The following is a 14,487-nucleotide window of genomic DNA, read 5'->3' as shown; positions in this document are numbered from 1 at the left end:
CACAGATAAGCGATTCGAGACGTGACAGAATAATGAACGAAGGAGGCGTTCCCTTATGAAATCATCGCTTAAAATCATGTTATTCCTCACCATCGCGGCCATGCTCGTCGTCTTTTCCATCGGTTTCGTCTTCGCCAATCGAGCGACGACCGAACCAGATGTCGAGGGGTATGTGATTGAAATAAATGAATCTGACCGCACCGCACTCGTCATCAGCGGAATTACAGCAGAAGAGGCCATGCTCTCTCCTGACACTTTGTTCGCGCAAAGTGAACCGGAAGACGTAAGCTGGTTCAAGTTTCAAGTGAAAGCCACGTTCGAGCAAATCACTGTCGGGGACCACGTCCACATTTGGAAAAAGACCGGTCCGAGTATCTTAAATACTCCGAACCGGTCTTATGTGAAAAAAATCGACGTGATCGACTAATATGAACGCTTGCCGTAACGTTCACTTAGCCAGAGGACTAAAAACGCCAAACCAACTAACCACCCGCTCCAGACGAGCGCCTGGGTCATATCACCGTTGATTGTCGCCACATAAATCGCTGTGGCGAGCGTCATCGTCTCGCCCGGGATATTTCCGGCAATCATCATCGTGATTCCGAACTCGCCGATTGACCGTGCGAAACCAAGGACAAACCCACTCGTCAACGCAGGTAACAGCAGCGGAATCGTCACGTAGGTGAACAGTTGGCGCTCTGACCCACCGAGCACGCGTCCGGCCTCATACCATTCCGCATCGAGTTGTTTAAGACCGAGACGAATCGTTTGGTAGATGAGCGGAAACGCGGCCAAGGCGGATGCGATGATGTTCGCCTGTTTTGTGAACAAGATCGTAATCGGTAACAATCCGCCGATCCCGTTGTTCCCGAGGACAATCAAAGCGTATAGTCCGATGACTGTCGGCGGCAAGATGAGCGGCAGTAAAAACACTGTCTCGAGCAGCCGCTTTCCTTTGAATTGACGGCGATGCATGAAATAAGCCGCTCCGAAGGCGAGGACGAAGGCGCTCACCGTCGCCATCATCCCGACTTCGAATGTGAGTTGAAGTGGATGTTGCGTCATTTAGAAAATCCTTTCGCTAAAAAGTGAGCTTGGATATCATCGTCAAACAAACGCGCGTACACATCGTGTACGTATGGGTTGTGCGTCAACCGGACCGCCGGATACGCAATCGTACCCGTCGCTTCAAACGGGACCGACTGAAGCGACTCGACGTCCGTCGTCAGTTCCGTCTTATAGACGAATCCCGCATTGGCGTCGCCTTGTTCGATGAGCGTCAATACTTGTCTTACATTCTGGGCGAACATGATTCGCGGTTCCACTTCTTCCCACACGCCTTCCACTTCTAGCGCCGCTTTCGCGTAGCGACCGGCCGGGACATTGACCGGGTCACCGATGACGATCCGAGCACATGCGTTTAAGTCGTACCATGTCTCCGCGCACGGTTTCCCTTTCGGTGTCACGAGCCACAGCTCGTTATACAAGAACGCATCCCGCTCTAAAATCGGGATTTGTAGTCGGTCGACATCATCAACGCTCGCGGCTAAAAAGATATCTGCCGGAGACCCGTGATCGATTTGTGCTCGCAAGGCGCCGCTCCCGTTCGTCACGACTCGAACATCGATCCCATCGAACTCTGCTTCAAGTTGTCGCTCGACCGCTTCTAAAGCCGGTCCTAAGCTTGCCGCCGCCAAAATGGTCACGGTGTCCTCCGAATCTGAACTCGACCAGACTTGACTTAGTAATAAGGCGACCGTCACCCCTACAATGACTTCACTCACCCGTTTCATGATTAATCACTCCTTTGCCTCCCCTTTATCGTAGCGATTGATTTGCCTCCCATCTGTATCAAACGTCACAAAAAGACACCTCTACGTAAGTAGGGGTGTGCCACTGCTTAAGCGAACGCGCGCGCCCGCGGGAATAAAATGTTGTTTTCGAGATGAATGTGTTCAAACGTATCCGATTCGAGCGCTTCTAACCGTTGATAGACAAGACGATACGTCCCACACGCTCCTTCAGGCGGCGTATAGTCGTTTGTGATCTGACGCAACTCTTTTAAAATGTCCCCGGCTGCTGCATGTTCTGACTCGAGCGAGGCCAAGATGTCATCAAGCTCCCGTCTCGTTTCAGCTGTCGGTGCGGTCTCGTGACGAAGCAACGTCGGGAAGTCTTCTGTCTCTTCTTTGACGATATGTTGTTCAAGTTCCACTTTCAATTGATTGAACAGTTGATGAATGCGTCCGAGGTGCAGATGATTTTGTCCGTGGACCCGGAACACTTTTGTCACATATGGTGTGAGCTGTGGCAATTCGTCCGTCAAAAATTGGTGATGCTTATAAATGATGTGCTCAATCAATTCCGAAGAAGAAGCGGCATCCCAATCGATGCTCTTCTCGTTCATCTCTTGCTTACGTTGATAGAGCGCATTAACTTCTTCTAAAATGTCTTCCGTCGACCGTTTCGATTTGTCAGTCGCTTCAGCGAGTGGTCGGTTGCCGCCACAACAAAAATCGATTCGGTTCCGTTTGAAAATGTCTGCCGCTTGCGGGCATTGTTTGACGATTTCAGATACGTGCGTATCGCCCGTGAATGTCTGTGTCATCTGTCATAACCTCCATATTCATTTTGACATGTTCAGCGTAGCAAGAGTTCGACAACAAAAATGTGAAATACGTCACATTTAAGTGAACAGGATGCAGGTGTTCCAAATTTGGACACAAAAAACCCCTCTTGTCGAGGGGCATCGCTCAATGCAACGGTGTTTCAAACTGTTCAGTCTCGGTCGAACCTGCGAGCGCTGTCGTTGATGATTGTCCACCTGAGATGACGAGCGAGACTTCATCGAAGTAACCCGTTCCGACTTCACGCTGATGACGTGTCGCCGTGTAACCATGTACTTCAGCCGCAAATTCTGCTTGCTGTAACTCCGAGTAAGCCGCCATGCCACGATCTTTGTAACCGCGTGCGAGCTCGAACATGCCGAAGTTGAGCGCGTGGAATCCAGCGAGTGTAACGAACTGGAACTTGTAGCCCATTGCGCCGATTTCTTGTTGGAACGTGGCGATCTCTTCGTCTGACAGCTTCTTCTTCCAGTTGAACGATGGCGAGCAGTTGTAAGCGAGAAGTTTGCCTGGATACTTCGCATGAATCGCTTCGGCAAATTGACGTGCCTCTGCCAAATCTGGTTCGGACGTCTCACACCAGACGAGGTCTGCATACGGTGCATAAGCGAGACCACGAGCGATTGCTTGCTCGATACCAGCTTCCGTACGATAGAAGCCTTCCGGCGTACGCTCTCCAATGATGAACGGATGATCGATTGGGTCGATGTCGCTCGTGATCAAGTTCGCCGCGTGCGCATCTGTCCGCGCTACGATGATTGTCGGGACACCCATGACGTCTGCCGCGAGTCGAGCCGAAATCAAGTTTTTCACAGCCGTCTGCGTCGGGAGTAATACCTTCCCACCGAGGTGACCACATTTCTTCTCAGACGAGAGCTGGTCTTCGAGGTGAACGCCGGCAGCCCCCGCTTCAATCATCGCCTTCGTCAGTTCGAATACGTTGAGCACCCCACCAAAACCGGCTTCCATATCCGCGACAATCGGTGCGAACCAATGCGTGTCGCCTTTCCCTTCTGCCGTTTGAATTTGGTCAGCACGTTGAAGCGCTTGGTTGATTCGTTTGACGACACTTGGCACTGAGTTGGCCGGATATAGACTCTGGTCCGGATACATGTGACCTGACAGGTTCGCATCCGCCGCTACTTGCCAACCACTCAAATAGATGGCTTCGAGTCCTGCCTTCACTTGCTGAATCGCCTGGTTCCCTGTCAACGCACCTAGTGCATGGACGTAGTCACGCTCGTGCATCAATTGCCACAGGCGTTCCGCTCCCTTTGTCGCAAGTGTATGTTCAATTACGATAGACCCTCGTAATTTCATGACGTCTTCTACAGAGTATGGACGTTCTACCCCTTCAAATCGTTCTGACTTCCAGCTGTTCAACAATTCTTCGCGTTTTTTCATCAATAAACCCTCCTGTATTATATTAATTTCACAAAATTAAATTTGTTATATAACAGATGGTGTAAACGAAATGGTTTAGTCGAGGTAAGCGCAGCACTCCAAGGCTGCCTTGAACGTCGAATGCTCCATCCCGCAGCAACGACAAACGTTTTCTTCGTCCCGATCTTCCGGCTTTCGGAAAACGACGACTTCATCGATCGGCTCTTTCATGATTTGGAGCGAACCGTCTGCACGATCCAAGACGAGGCGCATCAAGTCGTTGCCGTATACGAATGCCGTATTCGCCAAAGATGCTGTCGATTCTCCAGATACGATGCGGCGGACGACCCAACGTTCAATCAACTGTTCGCTTTCCATTTTTTTCGTTGTCATGATGAGGTTCCTCCTTTAAGGTTTAACTCCACAGTTTGACGTTTCATAAATTCACGGCGGCGACGATGCAAGATTGGCTCCGTGTACCCGTTTGGCTGTTTCAACCCATGAAACACGAGTTCGTGGGCGGCTTGATAGGCGATCGACTGATTGACGTTCGGCGTCATCGGTCGATAATTCGGGTCTGACTCGTTTTGCTCATCGACGACTCGTGCCATCCGATAAAGGGTGACCTCGACTTGTTCCGCTGAACAGATGCCGTGATGTAACCAGTTGGCCACGTGTTGGCTCGAAATCCGGAGTGTCGCCCGGTCTTCCATCAGTCCGATATGGTGAATATCCGGCACTTTCGAACAACCGACACCTTGTTCGACCCAACGAACGACGTACCCGAGCAATCCTTGCAAGTTGTTCTCGAGCTCTTCCTTGATCTCTTCTTGCGAATAGATGCGCGTCGCGAGCGGGATATCAAGGAGCTGTTGTCGTTCGTGTTTCAAAACAGGCTGTTGCATCAATTCTCGCTGTACATCAAAAGCATCAAGTTGATGATAGTGCATCGCATGGAGCGTCGCCGCGGTCGGTGAAGGCACCCATGCCGTCGTTGCCCCGGAGCGTATGTGTGCCATTTTTTCACGCATCATGTCCTGCATCCGGTCGGGCATCGCCCACATCCCTTTTCCGATTTGTGCTTGATGATGGAACCCACTCTCGAGACCGGTTGATACATTCAACCGTTCATATGCAGCGAGCCAAGGTGACGTCTTCATTTCTCCCTTCCGACGCATCGGTCCGAGTGTCATCGAGGAATGAATCTCGTCTCCCGTACGGTCGAGAAAGCCCGTGTTGATGAAGACGACTCGCTCTTTTACTTGCTCGATACAATTTTTCAAGTTTAGCGACGTTCGTCTCTCTTCATCCATCACGCCGACTTTTAACGTATGGCGCGGAAGATCCAGTAAATCTTCTACGGCGTCAAACAGGTCATTGGTGAATGCAACTTCTTCAGAGCCGTGCATTTTCGGTTTGACGATATAGATCGATCCTTCTCGAGAGTTGAGACGACGATGGAGATGGCGACTTGCGATCAATGAAGTGAAGATGGCATCCACGATTCCTTCTGGCACCTCGCGACCTGCTGCATCAAGGATCAAGTCCGTCGTCATCAAGTGTCCGACGTTCCGAATGAATAAGAGCGCGCGTCCTGGGAGGACGACTTCCGCTCCACCTTTTCCAATCAAACGCTTGTCTTCGTTTAAACGCCGAGAGAGTCGCTTCCCATTCTTTTGGAACGAGGCTTCAAGCGTCCCATCCATCAGACCGAGCCAATTACGATACAGATGAACTTTGTCTTCCGCACAAACGGCTGCGACCGAGTCCTCACAATCCACGATTGCGGATAGGGCTGATTCGAGCTCGATGTCCATCAGTCCAGCAGGATCGACCTTTCCGACCGGATGCTCGCGGTCAAATTGCAGTGCAACGTGTAAGGCATGGTGTCTGAGCATCAACGTCTTCAACTCGTTCGGTTCCCCGGTGTAACCGACGAAGGAATCATCTGCGAACGAATGCTCGACGTCCCCGATTACCGCATAGGCGACATCGTCACGAACGACGTATCGTGTCACTTCCTTGTGCGACCCTGATGGTAGCGGGAACGTGTCATCCAGAAACAGTTTCGCCAACCGAATAACCTCATTACCGCGAACGGGATTATATGCTCGCCCCTTTTCCATACCGTCTGTCTCGTCAATCATGTCCGTCCCATAAAGGGCGTCGTAGAGACTTCCCCATCTGGCGTTGGCGGCGTTAAGTGCATATCTGGCATTGTCTAACGGTACGACGAGTTGCGGTCCAGCTTGATGCGCGATTTCGCGATCGACATTCGACACGTCGATATTAAAATCTTCGACGACCGGTTCGATATAGCCGATCGACGTTAAAAATGTCTCGTATTCGATTGGATCGACTTCTTCTTGGCGACTGTACCACTCCTGTAACAATCGCTCATATGTCGTGCGCTGCTCTAGAAGTGTCTGATTCACTGGAATGAAACGCTCTAGAAGCGATTCGACGCCTTCCCAAAAAGCGTTAATTTCATGGGGTTCAAGTACGTTTTTATTCACAAATTCGAGCAGTTTCTCATGAATATGATACGTATCTAGTCGTTCATAGTGTTCCAAGCGTTCACATCCTCCTTTAATCATTGTTATATATCAGTTTGTTATAATATAGACTATTATATAACAGTTTGACAACCTATTTTTTAAAACTTTTTATTTGAAATATCGTCAGGATGGGTTTACTATACATTGTGTGACCCATCAATGATTGAGTCATCAATGATTTGAGGAGGCGATGTGCATGCGAGATTCTTGCTCGCTTCGTGATCAAATTCTCTATCACATCATCACTGTACAAAAAGAATTAGGGCAATTATTCGACTCTGAAATGGACGGGCTCAGCTTGAGTCGCTACGACATTTTGAGCAACTTGTATCACGTCGGTCCATTGCGGCAACGTGAATTGCAACAGCGCGTCGATGTCGACCATGCCGCCATCACCCGACACCTGAAACAATTAGAGACACAAGGACTCATCACGCGGAGACGCTGTGAACAAGATAACCGTGTCATCTATGTTGAGTTGACAGACGAGGGTCGTGAACAAATTGCACATTGGACTGAGCAAAAAGAGTGCTTAACGGACCGACTTTTTGTCAACATGAAGGTAGAGGATCAACAACAGTTACTAGCATCACTCACGATGTTACAAGATACTATTGACCATGAAAGGAAGACTACAATATGAACACTGCCACACAAAAAGACTTTATGGAGATTGTCAAAGGACGCCGCTCGATTCGTGTATACGATGAGAACGTCAAAATCTCAAAAGAAGAAATGACACAAATTCTTGAAGAAGCGACAACAGCTCCTTCATCCCTTAACTTACAGCCATGGCGCTTCGTCGTCATCGATAGCGCAGAAGGAAAAGAAACACTCCTTCCACTCGCAAGCTTCAACAAACGCCAAGTGGAAACATCTTCAGCTGTCATCGCCCTCTTCGCCGACTATCAAATGGCAGATTACACAGAAGAGATTTTCGATACAGCGGTAGAGCGCGGTATGATGCCGGCTGAAGTCCGCGACCGTCAAGTCGACATGATCAAAGGCATCTTCAAAGATGCACCGAAAGAAATGATTAAAGATAGCATCATGCTCGATTCAGGTCTTGTAGCGATGCAACTCATGCTCGTCGCACGTGCGCACGGATATGACACAAACCCAATCGGCGGATACGACAAAGCGAACATCGCTGAAGCGTTCGGTCTCGACAAAGAACGTTACCTTCCAGTCATGCTTCTCTCAATCGGGAAAGCAGCAGAAGAAGGGTATCCATCAGTCCGCTTCCCAGTCGACCGCATCACAGACTGGAAATAATTCAAAAGAGTCAATCGCCCCGGCGATTGACTCTTTTTTTCATCCGATATATTTGACGACCTCGTTAAAGTCACGACGTGTTTTCGGTGCGAAATCGCGCGCTCGATACCCAAATGCGACCATGACCGAAAGTGACCATTCCCCACGTTCCATCACACCTTCTGAGATTAACAACTCATCAATCTCCTCTTGATTGAACCCTTCAATCGGGCATGAATCAATTTCGATTTGTGCGGCAGCCGTCATCATGTTCCCAAGAGGGATATATGTCTGACGCTTGATCCATTCCTGGAAGACACGCTCATCGTCTAAGAGACGATAGTCGTTCTCCTGGAACTCCTGTACCCGTTTCACGCGTTGTGCGTACTCCTCTTCCGTCCGCCCTTGCACGCCTGTGACGATGTGACGAATATAGTCTGCATCGTAACGCATGGCTTTCGGTGTTCTTGCGAGGATCAACACGAAGTGACTGGCAGTCAGTGCCTGACCTTGCGCTCCCCATGCATGATCTTTAATCTTTTGGAGTAAATCTTCCCGACGCACCACGACGAATTGCCATGGCTCGAATCCGAACGAACTCGGCGAAAGACGTCCCGTCTCTAAAATGAACTCCATGTCCTCTTCTTTGATTTTACGATCCGCATCGAACGCTTTCGTCGCTTGACGCCAACGATAAGCCTCTAAAATGTCTTTCTTTTTCATCGTGCTCACTCCTCCATCACCAAGATGATTCCATCATATCAAACCGGTAAATCAAAAATCGCTCATGAAGATTCTTCAGCGGCAATCGCACCGTTTGTATGTACTGAAAAGGCGTCTCGTCGTTCAAATAATGGAGGTACTCATCCGCCGGATAATATAAAATCACATCGACCGAGCGAGGATCTATTTCAACAGATTCGATGATGTTGGCAATCACTTGGCGGAAGACGTTCACGGAGAACGGATTAAAGAAGTAGAATCGATTCGCATCCGGTGGAATCATGAATCCCTCCGCGAATCCCTGTTCCAATTGAACACTTCCCCGATTACGATGTTTCTTCGTATAGCTCATCCAATTTTGAAGTGCCTCCTCATGAAATCCACCGTCCATCTCGACACCAATCGCCCTCACACGAAACGTATACGCTAAATAGAACGGCAGACGTCCTTTTCCCGAACCGAAATCCACGATGGTATCTGTGGACTCTAACGGATACGCATCCCGAAGCAAATCGAGTGCTTCGTAAGGAGTCGGTTCATAACGGTGATATTCGGCTGAGGACGGGAATCCTTGCTGAGGTTTGGCCGTCTCGATTTGTAACAGTTGCTCATACTGCTGTTCGTTCATGATGAACCTCTTTCTTGAATGGATTGAAAGAATGGATGTCGCTCCATTTCTCTCGTGAACGACGTCTGTTCTTGATAGGCGACATACAACAGATAAATCGGAACCACTATTTTGAACCAACTCGGGAGAAGAATCACGCTCGTGACCCCGAGCGGAATGAGTCGAAACCATAGATTTCGGTGGCTCGGTGTCCTGAAATAGATCAGGATTGCCATCGTTCGCCTGACGGTGCCGAAGCGGTTCGGTCTCGGTCGATACAGTGGACGTTTCCGCTCACTCGTCTTCTCGATGGCTCCTGACGTCGTCAGCAGGACACGGTCGAATGAGGCACGCTCACGTTCCCCGATTTCAATCTCCCGACCGATATTCGGATGTTTCGACACCCATCCTTCCCCTACGTATAACGCAAATGTGACCATCATGCTTCCGATCAACACACTGAGTAACACTGAATCAATCAATAACGCATACACACCTACCAAAGCAAGGAGTACCATCAATACTCGCTTCATGAGATGGGCGTGTCGGAGGCGAAATTGATACTGAATCCATGCATGGCACCAACCGAGTAGAAATAGTGCAACCCCAAACGCGAGTATCTCGCCCACACTCCTGCCCTTTATGTATAAAATTGGGGCAAGCAACAGCACATAACATCCATATTGAATCACGTGTTGCGTAAAATGATACCAAACCGAATACCATTTCAAATCCCGAATCATGCTTCGGTTTGACACAAGGATGAGATCGGCACGCTCAATCCAGACAAACATGCGGTCTTGCCACATGAACCATCCAATCAGAAGTGCCCAGAGAAAATAAGGGATGTCACCTAACCAGGGGAAGCTCCCTTCCCAGACTTGCCAATAGGAATAGCCTGCCCATATGAGAAGAGGAAGGACACCGTATAAAAAAATCGTCCAGTCGACAATCAATCGGACCGTCTTCCACTGTTGTTTTAAATAACGGGAGACACGCATCCAAAACAATCGTTTCGCAATCATCGGAGCGCCACATCTTCCATCATATCGAACAAGGTCATCCCCTCTGTTTCGAGTGCCTCACGAATCTCTGCTTTTGTCCCACTCGCCAGCAGTTGCCCGTCATCGATCCATACGAACCGGTCACACAACCGCTCGGCCGTATCAAGAACGTGTGTGACTAATAAGACACTTGCCCCCCTCGCACGCTCCGTTTCTAACAGTCGAAGTAACTGAATCGTCGTCGTTGCATCCAATCCGATAAACGGTTCATCGACAATTAATACATGCGTTTCTTGAATGAGCGCCAATAAAATCATCGCCTTCTGTTTCATCCCTTTTGAAAAAGAAGAGAGATACCGATCGGTCACATGATCGAGTCGGAAAAGCTGTAGCAACTCCTCCGTTTTTTCTGTTGAATCGACTCCCGTTAATTCTTGGACGAGTGCGATATGTTCAGACAGCGTCAAATAATCATAGTAGACCGGTTGCTCCGGGATGTACGCATAGCGTTCCATCTCGACCGTTCCCTTCATCCAAGGAATCGTTCCGGTGAGACAGGCGATGGTGGTCGTTTTTCCTGCACCATTCGACCCAATCACCCCTAAAATCTCACCTGCCCGTACATCAAACGAAATGTCTTGAATGACGGGCTCGTTACTCTCATATCCTGCTTGTTCAATTCTCACATCCACGATGGGTCCTCCTTACGAAAAAGTCGCCATCGCGGCGACTTTCACTTCACAATATTGACCGATGAAAACACAAATTTATCGTATCGGTGACGGGCAAACGAATACTCGAACGGTTTCCCGTTACTCAAATAGACAACTTGCTCGACTTCGATAATCGGTTCAGTGACATCATTCTTCAAGTAAGCTTGATCGTACTCATCCGGTTTATCTGCTCGTATCACTTTATGCGAGCTTGTAATCGTATAACCCAGCTCTTCTTGAATATACGCATACACGGACTTTTCTAAAATTTCACGTGTGATTCCCGTAATGAGGTTAGCAACCATGTACGTCAATTCAATGACATATGGCTCCTCGTCTACGTAACGCACACGACGTATTTCATAGACTGGTTCTGTCAGCTCAATCATGAGATGATTGGCGACTTCCTGACTCGGAAACTTCACCTCAAAATTGAGGACCTCACTTCGTAACGAGCGATCTCCGATTACTTGAGTCAGCCCTCTCGTTTCTTTGCTAATCACGTTGATGCGATCTTTTTGGAAGCTCGACTGTAAAATGAATGTTCCTTTGCCACGTTTACGATAAATCAGCCCTTCCATGACGAGAATCTCAAGCGCACGTTTCATCGTCATTCGGCTCACCTCAAACTCTTGGGCCAAATGGATTTCATCAGGTAATGCATGTTCTAGCGGATAAACGTGTTCAATAATTCTTTTACGAATTTCATCAGCAATGGTTTCATATTTTGGTTTTTTCTTAGTAGACATATAGCACCTCATGTATAGACATATATGTACAATATATCAAAAAAAACTGACAAAGAGTAGTCTTTGTCAGTTCGCTTCATTATTCTGTGAAACCTTTCGCTTCAATCAATTCTTTAAACCAGTATCCTGATTTTTTTACAGTACGCTGTTGCGTATCTAAATCAATACCTACAAATCCATAGCGATTTTTATAAGCGTTGCTCCATGACCAATTGTCCATGAACGTCCAAAGATGATAGCCTTTCACCTTCGAACCCTCTTCAATCGCTTGATGCATCCATTTCAGATGTTCACGAATGAAGTCAATCCGATAATCGTCTTGGACACTTCCGTTCTCGTCACGATAACGCTCTTCACCTTCGACACCCATTCCATTCTCTGAAATGAAGCATGGAATATTACCATAGTTTTCTTTTAGATTGATTAAAATATCATAGATTCCTTTTTCGTAAATTTCCCATCCACGATATGGATTCATTTTACGTCCAGGCATCTCGTAGAAATCAAATAAGTTTTCCGGTAAGAATGGTGCGTCCGGATTCGGAAGCGATGCTTTCGCTTTCACGCGACGCGGCTGGTAATAGTTGATGCCAAGCAGATCGACTGTATGTTCTCGAATGAGTTCAAGATCGCCTGCTTCCATCTGTGGCATCGCATCTTCCGACTTCAGCACATCTACTAATTCTTGAGGGAACGTGCCTAAAACAGATGGATCGAGGAACGAGCGATTGAACATCGCATCAGCAATGCGCGCTGCGCTCAAGTCAGCTGGGTGCTGACTTCTCGGATATGAGGGTGTCAGATTTAAGATGATTCCGATTTGCCCTGATTGTCCCATGTCACGATACGATTCGATTGCCATCGCACTCGATAAGATCGAGTGGTACGCCACTTGGACAGCTCGTTTGAAATCAACAACGTTTGGATAATGAAAATCATATAAATATCCACCCTCTACCGGTACAATCGGTTCATTATGCGTGAACCACTTCTCGACGCGGTCACCAAACAACTCAAAGCATGTCTTCGCAAAGGTGACATATGCCTCCACGACTTCCCGTGACTCCCAGCCACCTTGTTCTTGAAGCGCCATCGGCATATCAAAGTGATACAGATTGATGAACGGTTCGATACCATGATCGATTAAGCAATTGATGACATTGTTATAAAATGTGATTGCCTCTTCATTTACTTCCCCGACACCTTGTGGAAAAAGGCGTGACCATGAAATGGAGAAACGGAACGTGTTATGCCCGAGTTCTTTCATCAATGCGATATCTTCTTCATACAAATGATAGAAGTTTGAGGCCTCTGTCGCGCTCACGCCATTGAAGAAGCGGTTCGGCTCTTGCATATACCAGTAATCCCAGATGTTCAATCCTTTTCCACCTTCAAAAGCAGCACCTTCCATCTGTGTAGCAGAAGAAGCCGTTCCCCACCAAAAGTCTGTCGGAAATTGATAGGTCTTTTGCTCTTTCATTCGTGTTTGTGTCGGGTTCGTCATCTTTTATCTCTCCCTTATTTCTATTTTCTCTATTTGTTTACACTGCTTCTTGTTTATCTGTTGATTCTTCTAACTCTTTTTTCAAGTTCATGCGGTCGATAAATTTCAAGAACGGGAACCAAATCGCCAAAATAATGAAGAAGTTCACGATTTGAAGAAGACCTCCGGCAAGCGAGTTCGTCGCCATGATACCACTCAAGAACATTGGAACAGTCCATGGAACAGCGACACCCGTTGGTGGTGGGACTAAGCCTGTCGACATCGCGAAATATGTGACCGTTACCGTCACGAGCGGTGCGACAATCCAAGGAATCATGATGAGCGGGTTCATAACAATCGGAAGTCCGAAGATGACCGGCTCGTTTACGTTAAATAGTCCAGGTCCGAGGGATAGTTTCCCGATTTGTTTCAACTGTTTCGATTTCAAGAACAACAAGATGGCCACGACGACAGCAAGTGTAGATCCGGAACCACCAAGCCCTACCGTGTAAATTTCGATGAACTGTTTACTGATAATGTTCGGAACATCTCCAGTCGAGGTATAAGCCGTCAAGTTTTCCACAGATAATGTGTTCCAAATCGGGTCCATCACCGAGTTGACGATGACCTGACCGTGGAGTCCGAAGAACCAAAATAGCTGAACGAAGAAGATTGCGATCAACGTTGGAATGAGACCATTCCCTAATGTCACAAGCGGTTGCTGAACGACGTTGAAAATGACGTCATGAAGATTCGTATTGAATAAGTTCGTCACGATGATGTTGAATGTTAAAAATACAGTCAAGGTTAATAATGCAGGAACAAGTGCTGAGAATGATTTCGCAACAGCTGGCGGTACTCCATCCGGCATCTTAATCGTCCAGTTCTTTTGAACGACAAATCGATAAATCTCACCGGACAGGAATCCGGTAATCATCGCAAGGAACATCCCTTTCGCTCCAAGGCGATCCAACGGAAGGACATTCCCGACTGCCTCTGACATACCGTCCACTTCAATCAAGAAAGGCGTTAAGAGAAGGAAAGACACGAGCGAGATCGCTCCTCCGAAGACAGCCTCGACTTGATAACTTTTCGATAGATAATACCCGATACCGAAGACGACAAAGATAGACATAATCCCCATCGTTGCAGATGGTGCATTTCCGAGTGATGTTTTAAATACACTGAGTGTACTCTCGGACATGAAACGGTCGAGGAACGGCAGGTTTGCAATGACGACGATGATTGACCCAAACATGGTAATCGGGAAAGCGAGCATGAATGCATCTCGCAATACTTGTAAATAGCGACTGTTGTTTAAATAGGTCGCCATCGGCATGAGCAGTTTACTGATCATGTTGAACATCTTATTGTCCTGTGACATAT

General features: G+C 47.9%; 16 protein-coding genes. 3 read left to right on the top strand and 13 right to left on the bottom strand.

Annotated features, from left to right (window positions below):
- Positions 1 to 55: 55 nt before the first annotated feature.
- The gene (locus EAT1B_RS09640) at positions 56 to 427 is read left to right on the top strand and encodes a DUF3221 domain-containing protein (protein ID WP_015880385.1); all 372 of its coding nucleotides are present in this window, start codon (positions 56 to 58) and stop codon (positions 425 to 427) included.
- On the opposite strand, the gene modB is transcribed toward EAT1B_RS09640, so the two are convergent.
- The 6 genes from modB to EAT1B_RS09610 all read right to left on the bottom strand — a co-directional run bounded on the left by modB (position 424) and on the right by EAT1B_RS09610 (position 6,583).
- Positions 424 to 1,065: a molybdate ABC transporter permease subunit gene (modB, locus tag EAT1B_RS09635; RefSeq protein WP_015880384.1), complete on the bottom strand. Its 642-nt coding sequence runs from the start codon at positions 1,063 to 1,065 to the stop codon at positions 424 to 426. The two genes, EAT1B_RS09640 and modB, sit on opposite strands and share 4 nt — an antisense overlap.
- Positions 1,062 to 1,793, bottom strand: a complete 732-nt coding sequence (gene modA, locus EAT1B_RS09630) for a molybdate ABC transporter substrate-binding protein (RefSeq protein ID WP_015880383.1) — start codon at positions 1,791 to 1,793, stop codon at positions 1,062 to 1,064. Before modA ends, modB begins: the two co-directional genes overlap by 4 nt.
- Before the next feature lie 107 nt (positions 1,794 to 1,900).
- Complete coding sequence (gene ric / locus EAT1B_RS09625) at positions 1,901 to 2,608, bottom strand: iron-sulfur cluster repair di-iron protein (RefSeq protein WP_015880382.1); 708 nt, start codon at positions 2,606 to 2,608, stop codon at positions 1,901 to 1,903.
- Between the two features lie 145 nt (positions 2,609 to 2,753).
- The gene (gene aceA, locus EAT1B_RS09620; RefSeq protein ID WP_015880381.1) at positions 2,754 to 4,031 is read right to left on the bottom strand and encodes an isocitrate lyase; all 1,278 of its coding nucleotides are present in this window, start codon (positions 4,029 to 4,031) and stop codon (positions 2,754 to 2,756) included.
- 75 nt (positions 4,032 to 4,106) lie between these two features.
- On the bottom strand, positions 4,107 to 4,403 hold the full coding sequence (locus EAT1B_RS09615) for a hypothetical protein (RefSeq protein WP_015880380.1): 297 nt from the start codon (positions 4,401 to 4,403) through the stop codon (positions 4,107 to 4,109).
- Positions 4,400 to 6,583 (bottom strand): malate synthase G, encoded by a 2,184-nt coding sequence (locus tag EAT1B_RS09610; protein ID WP_015880379.1) that lies wholly within the window; start codon positions 6,581 to 6,583, stop codon positions 4,400 to 4,402. The genes EAT1B_RS09615 and EAT1B_RS09610 overlap by 4 nt, the downstream gene beginning before the upstream one ends.
- A gap of 181 nt (positions 6,584 to 6,764) precedes the next feature.
- Between EAT1B_RS09610 and EAT1B_RS09605 the strand changes: the two genes are divergently transcribed.
- Positions 6,765 to 7,211: a MarR family winged helix-turn-helix transcriptional regulator gene (locus EAT1B_RS09605; RefSeq protein ID WP_015880378.1), complete on the top strand. Its 447-nt coding sequence runs from the start codon at positions 6,765 to 6,767 to the stop codon at positions 7,209 to 7,211.
- On the top strand, positions 7,208 to 7,843 hold the full coding sequence (locus EAT1B_RS09600) for a nitroreductase family protein (protein WP_015880377.1): 636 nt from the start codon (positions 7,208 to 7,210) through the stop codon (positions 7,841 to 7,843). Before EAT1B_RS09605 ends, EAT1B_RS09600 begins: the two co-directional genes overlap by 4 nt.
- A 39-nt stretch (positions 7,844 to 7,882) precedes the next feature.
- On the opposite strand, the gene EAT1B_RS09595 is transcribed toward EAT1B_RS09600, so the two are convergent.
- The 7 genes from EAT1B_RS09595 to celB form a co-directional block, all read right to left on the bottom strand.
- A complete protein-coding gene (locus tag EAT1B_RS09595; protein WP_015880376.1) occupies positions 7,883 to 8,545 on the bottom strand; it encodes an NAD(P)H-dependent oxidoreductase in 663 nt (220 codons plus the stop codon).
- 16 nt (positions 8,546 to 8,561) lie between these two features.
- A complete protein-coding gene (locus tag EAT1B_RS09590; protein ID WP_015880375.1) occupies positions 8,562 to 9,173 on the bottom strand; it encodes an SAM-dependent methyltransferase in 612 nt (203 codons plus the stop codon).
- The gene (locus EAT1B_RS09585; protein ID WP_015880374.1) at positions 9,170 to 10,177 is read right to left on the bottom strand and encodes an ABC transporter permease; all 1,008 of its coding nucleotides are present in this window, start codon (positions 10,175 to 10,177) and stop codon (positions 9,170 to 9,172) included. Before EAT1B_RS09585 ends, EAT1B_RS09590 begins: the two co-directional genes overlap by 4 nt.
- A complete protein-coding gene (locus EAT1B_RS09580) occupies positions 10,174 to 10,848 on the bottom strand; it encodes an ABC transporter ATP-binding protein (protein ID WP_015880373.1) in 675 nt (224 codons plus the stop codon). Before EAT1B_RS09580 ends, EAT1B_RS09585 begins: the two co-directional genes overlap by 4 nt.
- 41 nt (positions 10,849 to 10,889) lie before the next feature.
- The gene (locus EAT1B_RS09575) at positions 10,890 to 11,618 is read right to left on the bottom strand and encodes a GntR family transcriptional regulator (protein WP_015880372.1); all 729 of its coding nucleotides are present in this window, start codon (positions 11,616 to 11,618) and stop codon (positions 10,890 to 10,892) included.
- Between the two features lie 79 nt (positions 11,619 to 11,697).
- Positions 11,698 to 13,098: a glycoside hydrolase family 1 protein gene (locus tag EAT1B_RS09570; protein ID WP_041918123.1), complete on the bottom strand. Its 1,401-nt coding sequence runs from the start codon at positions 13,096 to 13,098 to the stop codon at positions 11,698 to 11,700.
- Positions 13,099 to 13,159: 61 nt separating this feature from the next.
- Entirely contained in the window at positions 13,160 to 14,467 is a 1,308-nt protein-coding gene (gene celB / locus EAT1B_RS09565; protein ID WP_041918122.1) for a PTS cellobiose transporter subunit IIC, read from the bottom strand.
- Positions 14,468 to 14,487: the final 20 nt, after the last annotated feature.

Origin of the sequence: Exiguobacterium sp. AT1b, from assembly GCF_000023045.1 — a bacterium.
Lineage (GTDB): Bacteria > Bacillota > Bacilli > Exiguobacteriales > Exiguobacteriaceae > Exiguobacterium.
Note: the sequence above shows the minus strand (reverse complement) of the source record. Positions and strands in the feature narration are given on the sequence as shown.

Bases quoted from the DNA above. Each gene is read 5' to 3' on its own strand.
- EAT1B_RS09600 (WP_015880377.1), top strand. From the start codon at position 7,208: ATGAACACTGCCACACAAAAAGACTTTATGGAGATTGTCAAAGGACGC.
- aceA (WP_015880381.1), bottom strand. From the start codon at position 4,031: ATGAAAAAACGCGAAGAATTGTTGAACAGCTGGAAGTCAGAACGATTT.
- EAT1B_RS09575 (WP_015880372.1), bottom strand. From the start codon at position 11,618: ATGTCTACTAAGAAAAAACCAAAATATGAAACCATTGCTGATGAAATT.
- EAT1B_RS09640 (WP_015880385.1), top strand. From the start codon at position 56: ATGAAATCATCGCTTAAAATCATGTTATTCCTCACCATCGCGGCCATG.
- EAT1B_RS09615 (WP_015880380.1), bottom strand. From the start codon at position 4,403: ATGACAACGAAAAAAATGGAAAGCGAACAGTTGATTGAACGTTGGGTC.
- celB (WP_041918122.1), bottom strand. From the start codon at position 14,467: ATGTTCAACATGATCAGTAAACTGCTCATGCCGATGGCGACCTATTTA.
- EAT1B_RS09595 (WP_015880376.1), bottom strand. From the start codon at position 8,545: ATGAAAAAGAAAGACATTTTAGAGGCTTATCGTTGGCGTCAAGCGACG.
- modA (WP_015880383.1), bottom strand. From the start codon at position 1,793: ATGAAACGGGTGAGTGAAGTCATTGTAGGGGTGACGGTCGCCTTATTA.
- ric (WP_015880382.1), bottom strand. From the start codon at position 2,608: ATGACACAGACATTCACGGGCGATACGCACGTATCTGAAATCGTCAAA.
- EAT1B_RS09585 (WP_015880374.1), bottom strand. From the start codon at position 10,177: ATGATTGCGAAACGATTGTTTTGGATGCGTGTCTCCCGTTATTTAAAA.
- EAT1B_RS09605 (WP_015880378.1), top strand. From the start codon at position 6,765: ATGCGAGATTCTTGCTCGCTTCGTGATCAAATTCTCTATCACATCATC.
- EAT1B_RS09570 (WP_041918123.1), bottom strand. From the start codon at position 13,098: ATGAAAGAGCAAAAGACCTATCAATTTCCGACAGACTTTTGGTGGGGA.
- modB (WP_015880384.1), bottom strand. From the start codon at position 1,065: ATGACGCAACATCCACTTCAACTCACATTCGAAGTCGGGATGATGGCG.
- EAT1B_RS09590 (WP_015880375.1), bottom strand. From the start codon at position 9,173: ATGAACGAACAGCAGTATGAGCAACTGTTACAAATCGAGACGGCCAAA.